We start from the raw sequence: 4,866 nt of genomic DNA on the forward strand, positions 1-4,866 counted from the left end.
GCGACCGCTGGCTCCAGCTCGTCAGCGCCAAAGCCTGCGCCAGCCTGCACGTCACCGAAGCCGCCACGCCGATCCAGGCGCTGCTGGACGCCGAGGGTGAGGAGCCCAAGTCCGACGGGGTGGGGGCGCGTTACCGAACGGTGATGGAGGAAGCGCTAGCGGGGCTGGGCGCGGTGGAGTAGATGAAGGCTCTTCATATGCTCCAAACGCTGGGGACTGCTGTGACATCGCACGCTTGACCAGGCACTGAAGTACCTGGCTGGGGGCTGCTCCGCAGCCACGACGTCCGTTCCGGACAGAGGAGTAAGATGGTGATTGGAGGCGATGTAGGGTGATGGAGTTTGAGCGGCGTAATAATGTTGAGGTCTTCCTGCGCTTGCAAAATTGATGCAGCAAACTAAAGGCAGTTCTTCGCACCTAATCCGAAATATCCTGCGCCCCGATGAATACTTTGCATGGCGCGAAGGCTATAGCGTCTTCGGCTTTAGCTGTACGCATTTAAAAGCTGTCTTAACAGTACATCGAGAATCAAAAACAGCATCACGCCAGCAATAACATCTGGCCGCTCGTGGAAGAATAACAACCACCCGTATCACCTCCCCATCCCCTCCAAGCTCCCTCTTTTGTCCGGTACGGACATTGTGGTTGCGAAGCAACCCCCAGCCAGGTACTTCAGTGCCTGGTATCTGGTCTGGGAGGCATTGTAGTGCTTGGTTATCTATCGATCCCCCAGCTTCACCAACTCCGACCCCGCCAGCATCAGCGCGCCCACGGCGTACTCCTGCGTCTCGGAGGGGCTGGTCTTCGCCGGCGCGCCGCCGACTTGCTGTACGTAACCTAACCGTCCATCGGGGGCCACTTTGGCGGCGAGGGCTGTCCAGCCGCGCCGGACGGCGGGCAGGTAGGTTTTGCGGTCGAGCGTTCCGTGGTTGATGCCCCAGGCGAGCGAGTAAACAAAGAAGGCGCTGCCGCTGGTTTCGGGAAGCGGGTACTCGTCGGGATCGTCCAGGCTCGCGCGCCAGAGGCCGTCTTCGCCCTGGATCGTGATCAGTTTGGCGGCCATCTCCTGCTGAAGCTGGACGAAACGCGGACGGCTGGGATCGCTGGCGGGGAGGTATTCGAGCAGGCGCGCGAGGCCGCCCATCACCCAGCCGTTGCCGCGCGACCAGAAGACCTTTTTGCCGCTGGCGGTCTTTTTGTCGAAGAATGTCTTATCCCGGTAGAACAGATGGGATTCTTTGTCGTAGAAGTAGTCGGTGGAATCCCAGTACAGGGTGTTCATCAGGGCTGTATACTCGGGCTTGCCAGTGACATAGGAAGTGCGGACCATACCGGCGGGGGCCATGAAGAGGGCGTCGCACCACCACCAGAGTTCGCGGCCAGGCTTGGTCTGATGCGCTTCATTGGCGTACATTGTTTCGGCGTACGCTAGCTTTTGTGGGGATTTGGTGATGCGCGCAAGGTCTGCGTAGACCTGGATACAGCACTGGTTGTCCGCGAAGAACGGCGCGCCCGGTGCGAGCTTACATTCGAAGCTTTCCGCCCACTGGAGTGAGGCGTCCAGGTACTGCCGCTCATGTGTCGTTTCATAGAGCGCGAGCACGCCGGTGTAAAATGTGGAGCGGATCCAGTTGTTGTCGCGATTGACTTTCTGGGCCTCCATTTGGTAGGCGCAGGCGCGCCGCATCGTGTTCAGGATACTTTTGCGGGAAAGCGGCGCGGGGTCGATGGTCTGCGCGATGCTGCCAGCGTGGATCGTGGCTGTGGCGGCGGGCGCGAAATCCATGGACGCCGTTTTGAAGACGTCCGGTGAGATTGCGGCGACATAGCTTCGCCAGCCTGAGGCGGAGCGCGCCGCGTCTGGAAGCATTGCGTCTTTCGATTCTTGATCCCAGCCTGCAATGACGGCAACACGGCCGGTGACCTGTCCGTCGCCATTTGGGTGCAAGGCAATGGGCGCCAGATGGTTTGCGGGATCGGATGCTAGATCCGGAAGCGAGGGGATGTCGCCGTGGGAATAGACCACCGCGAGGCCCAGCTTGTCGGAGTTGACGCCGTCGCCTTCGCGTTCGGCGAGCTGGACCTGGGCGCCCCAGGTCGCGACATAACGGTGGTCGGCGCCTTTGAGCGGCTGCGGCGACGTCATCGCTTCGGCGCCCTGCTTGATCGGCAGCCCGGAAACGAAGACGATCCCCTCGGCGTTCTTGGCGAAGATATCGTGCTTGAACCAGTGCTGCCCCGCCCAGATGGTAAAGCGGCTGGTGAGATCGACAGTCTGGCCGCCGACTCGCCAGCTCGTGTAATGCATCTCCGCGATGGCGCGGACCGGGCCGTCGGCGACAATCCTATGGCTGCGCTCAGCGACGTCCGCGACACGGACGAGCTTCCCGTCCACCCACGCGCCGACGGCTCCGATCCCAAACGCCTTTCCGTTCCAGAAGATATCGCGGCCGTAAATCGAATCCGCTTCGTAATTCGTTTTGGGCAGCGCGAAGTAATCCAGAGAAAGATGCGGCGCGTTCTTGGCGTAAAGATCGATCGAATTGCGATTATCCGCGTAAAGCCGCCACGCCACCCGGTCGTTTTCCCAGCCGACGCCTTCGAACTTCTTCGAAAAGATCGCATGCGCCTTCTTGGTGGCCACGGCGCGGAGCGGAGCGATCGTCGCCTCATCGCCATACGCGACCGTGATAACCCGGCTTTGCTTGCTCGGCCAATCCGTCTCTAACGCGATCTCGTCGGCGCTCCCATCCCCGTCCAGATCGTCGGCCTGGGAGGCGATTACCCGAAACTGCTTCGCCCTGGCGTCCTCTTTGGAAGAAGCCCTGTCGCTGGTGACGAGAATGTAAGACGAGGGGGTGAAATCGGGCGCCTGCTTCTTAAGCCAGGCCAGATCGATGACCGCCGGGCCGTGGGCCAGCGCGACCGGCTTGACGACAAGCTTCACGGATTTGAGCGCGCCGACCGTTTGAGCAACCGCGGGCGCGGCGCAGATCGTCAGAAGCACAGCAGAAAGGCGGCAATAGCAGAGGGAGCGTCGAGACATGGTGGGAATCCTTCGTTGGCTCTTTGTTCGATTGAATCCCTCATTCCTCACGAAGACGCAAAAATCCTAAACTAAAATAGCTCTTGACATTTAAGCAATTGCTAAAGTATACTCTGATCATGAGCCGAGCTCAATCCAACACGGATGTCTTTTACGCCATCGCCGACCCGACCCGCCGTTCGATTCTGGAGATCCTCCGCCGTGGGGAGCTTCCCGTTTCGGACCTGGCGGCGCACTTTGAAGTGACATTGAGCGCCATTTCGCAGCATATGCGTGTCTTAAGAGATGTGGAGCTTGTCACGGTGCGCAGCCAGGGGCGGGAGCGATTGTATCAGCTGAACCCGCTGCCGCTGCAGCCGGTTTCGGATTGGCTGCGGGCGTATGAGCCGTTTTGGGCGGGCAAGCTGCTGTCGCTGGGCGATTTTCTGGAGGCGGAAGATGAAACCAACCATGACTGACGAGATGCCGGAGACGGCGGGAACGCCAAAGACGACGGGGGAGACGACGGAGCGGGCGCCGGAGGCGGCGCTGAGTTTTGACGCTGTTTACCCGCAGTCGCCGGAACGTGTTTGGAAGGCGCTGACGGACGCCAAGGCGCTTGCCCGCTGGTTCCTGCCCGGCGATTTCGAACCGCGCATGGGGTTCCGCTTTCAATTTGAGATGGGACGCCGGAGCGTGCGCGGCGAGGTGATCGCCGCCGAGCGCGAGCGGCGGCTGTCATATAAGTGGCGCGCCGAGGACGAGCCCGAATCTGTGGTGACGTGGACACTGGAGCGGACGGACACCGGCGGCACGCACGTCCATCTGGAGCACACCGAGGCGATCGGGATGTCGATGTCGGCGAACTGGTCGTGGGGCCACATCGTCCGCACGGCCCTGCCGCGCATGCTGGCCCTAGGCGCCGGGCGGAGCGGCGTGCGCTATTGCGCGCAGCCGGGACGGATTGTGCTTGCCACACGCGCGTCGCGAACCAAAGTTTTATCCCGCAATAAATATCGATAGTCATGGATCAGAAAGAAAGGGCAGAGCGATGACATGGATTCCGACAGTCGTGGAGCAAAGTCCGCGCGGCGAAAGAGCATACGACCTCTGGTCGCGCCTGATGAAGGACCGGATCGTCTTTATCGGCGAAGAAGTCAATCCGGCGATGGCGAACGTCATCATGGCGCAGTTCCTCTTTCTGGAGAAAGAGGACCCTGACCGCGATATCGAGGTCTACATCAACTCTCCAGGCGGTGATGTCATGGCGGGACTTGCAATCTATGACACGATGCGGCATGTGAAGCCTGATGTCGCCACCACCGTCGTGGGCATGGCGGCGTCCATGGGCGCCGTGCTGCTCAGTGGCGGCACGCAGGGCAAGCGCGCTGCATTGCCGAACTCACGCATCATGATCCATCAGGGCAGCGCCGGCTTCAGCGGCACGCCTTCCGACGCCGAAATCCGGATGAAGCTGATCCTGGGCTTCAAGCAAAAACTGACCGAAATCCTCGCCGAGAACTGCCATCGTTCGTTCGAAGACATCACCCGCGACGTCGACCGCGACTATTGGATGTCTGCGGAGGAAGGAGTGAACTACGGAATCATCGACCACGTATTGATTAAGTAGGAAGAATTTTGAGGCAAATATGAGATATTTAACCGTTGAATTTGGCCGTTTTATGCCGGCAAGAATCGTTTAAACACGAAAGGCAACTCCTAATGCTGCTCCAATTGCCTTGTTTTCCGGGTGGTCCGTCTATTCCTGTCTGGATTGACATTCTGCTGAATGTCTGATATACTATATTCACGTTCGCAAAAACGAACGACGAATTTAAAAA

5 protein-coding genes are annotated in these 4,866 nt (G+C 59.7%); 4 read left to right on the plus strand and 1 reads right to left on the minus strand.

Annotation, left to right across the window (positions count from 1 at the left end):
* The coding region (locus ABIZ35_RS24030) for a hypothetical protein (RefSeq protein ID WP_348222464.1) at positions 1-182 on the plus strand (182 nt) is incomplete at its 5' end.
* 536 nt (positions 183-718) lie between these two features.
* On the opposite strand, the gene ABIZ35_RS24035 is transcribed toward ABIZ35_RS24030, so the two are convergent.
* Positions 719-3,046, minus strand: a complete 2,328-nt coding sequence (locus tag ABIZ35_RS24035) for a glycoside hydrolase family 88 protein (RefSeq protein ID WP_348222465.1) — start codon at positions 3,044-3,046, stop codon at positions 719-721.
* Between the two features lie 119 nt (positions 3,047-3,165).
* Here ABIZ35_RS24035 and ABIZ35_RS24040 point away from each other — a divergent pair, with 119 nt between their 5' ends.
* Genes ABIZ35_RS24040 through ABIZ35_RS24050 form a run of 3 tightly spaced genes read left to right on the plus strand, consistent with a single transcriptional unit; the run spans position 3,166 to position 4,655 of the window.
* Complete coding sequence (locus ABIZ35_RS24040) at positions 3,166-3,504, plus strand: metalloregulator ArsR/SmtB family transcription factor (protein WP_348222466.1); 339 nt, start codon at positions 3,166-3,168, stop codon at positions 3,502-3,504.
* The gene (locus ABIZ35_RS24045) at positions 3,485-4,048 is read left to right on the plus strand and encodes an SRPBCC domain-containing protein (RefSeq protein ID WP_348222467.1); all 564 of its coding nucleotides are present in this window, start codon (positions 3,485-3,487) and stop codon (positions 4,046-4,048) included. Before ABIZ35_RS24040 ends, ABIZ35_RS24045 begins: the two co-directional genes overlap by 20 nt.
* A 28-nt stretch (positions 4,049-4,076) precedes the next feature.
* A complete protein-coding gene (locus ABIZ35_RS24050; protein WP_348222468.1) occupies positions 4,077-4,655 on the plus strand; it encodes an ATP-dependent Clp protease proteolytic subunit in 579 nt (192 codons plus the stop codon).
* The last annotated feature ends 211 nt before the right edge of the window (positions 4,656-4,866 follow it).

Source organism: Capsulimonas sp., from assembly GCF_039929585.1.
Taxonomy (GTDB): Bacteria; Armatimonadota; Armatimonadia; order Armatimonadales; family Capsulimonadaceae; genus Capsulimonas.

Excerpts from the sequence above, each read along its gene's own strand:
- ABIZ35_RS24035 (WP_348222465.1), bottom strand. The coding sequence starts at position 3,046 with ATGTCTCGACGCTCCCTCTGCTATTGCCGCCTTTCTGCTGTGCTTCTG.
- ABIZ35_RS24040 (WP_348222466.1), top strand. The coding sequence starts at position 3,166 with ATGAGCCGAGCTCAATCCAACACGGATGTCTTTTACGCCATCGCCGAC.
- ABIZ35_RS24045 (WP_348222467.1), top strand. The coding sequence starts at position 3,485 with ATGAAACCAACCATGACTGACGAGATGCCGGAGACGGCGGGAACGCCA.
- ABIZ35_RS24050 (WP_348222468.1), top strand. The coding sequence starts at position 4,077 with ATGACATGGATTCCGACAGTCGTGGAGCAAAGTCCGCGCGGCGAAAGA.